The sequence below is a fragment of the Psychrobacter sp. Sarcosine-3u-12 genome, assembly GCF_002836005.1.
Lineage (GTDB): Bacteria > Pseudomonadota > Gammaproteobacteria > Pseudomonadales > Moraxellaceae > Psychrobacter > Psychrobacter okhotskensis.
The window spans coordinates 1-466 of sequence record NZ_PJBY01000049.1 but is presented as its reverse complement, the minus strand read 5'-3'; the positions used below and the strand labels follow the sequence as shown (position 1 = coordinate 466).

At 44.6% G+C, this 466-nt stretch carries 1 pseudogene; it reads right to left on the bottom strand.

From position 1 onward, the window contains the following. Nucleotides 1-374 (bottom strand): annotated as a pseudogene (locus CXF65_RS01095) (IS3 family transposase); the annotation flags it as partial. Between the last annotated feature and the right edge of the window lie 92 nt (nt 375-466).

Sequence of the window (466 nt, the reverse complement as noted above, 5' to 3'; positions counted from 1 at the left end):
GCATCAAACTGCTGATCCAGCACATTCGGATAAACTAGCTTGTTGTGATTAGAGTCGGTGGTCACTTTAAAGCGCTTATGACGACGACATTTAATGCCGTGTTGCTCTTTGATGCTTCTTACCATATACAAGCTAATGTTATGGCCTTGCTCGCTTAGATGAGCATGCAGTCGATCTACGCCATAACATTCTTTCGTTTCACTGTGAGCCGCTTTAACCAGTAATTCAGACTGGTTGCGGTGTATCTGTTGGTCACTGATGTCACGACTAATCCAGTCGTAATAGCTTGAGGGCTTAACCCTTAACACACGGCACATAGTGGTTATGCTAAATATCTTCTGGTTATCCTTGATAAAGGCGTACTTCACTAACTGTCACTGCGGGCATAGCCCTACGTCTTGCGTCACTAAAACAGTCTACTAGACTGTTTCTTAACGTTCCTCATTGGCAAAGTACGCCGTCGCCT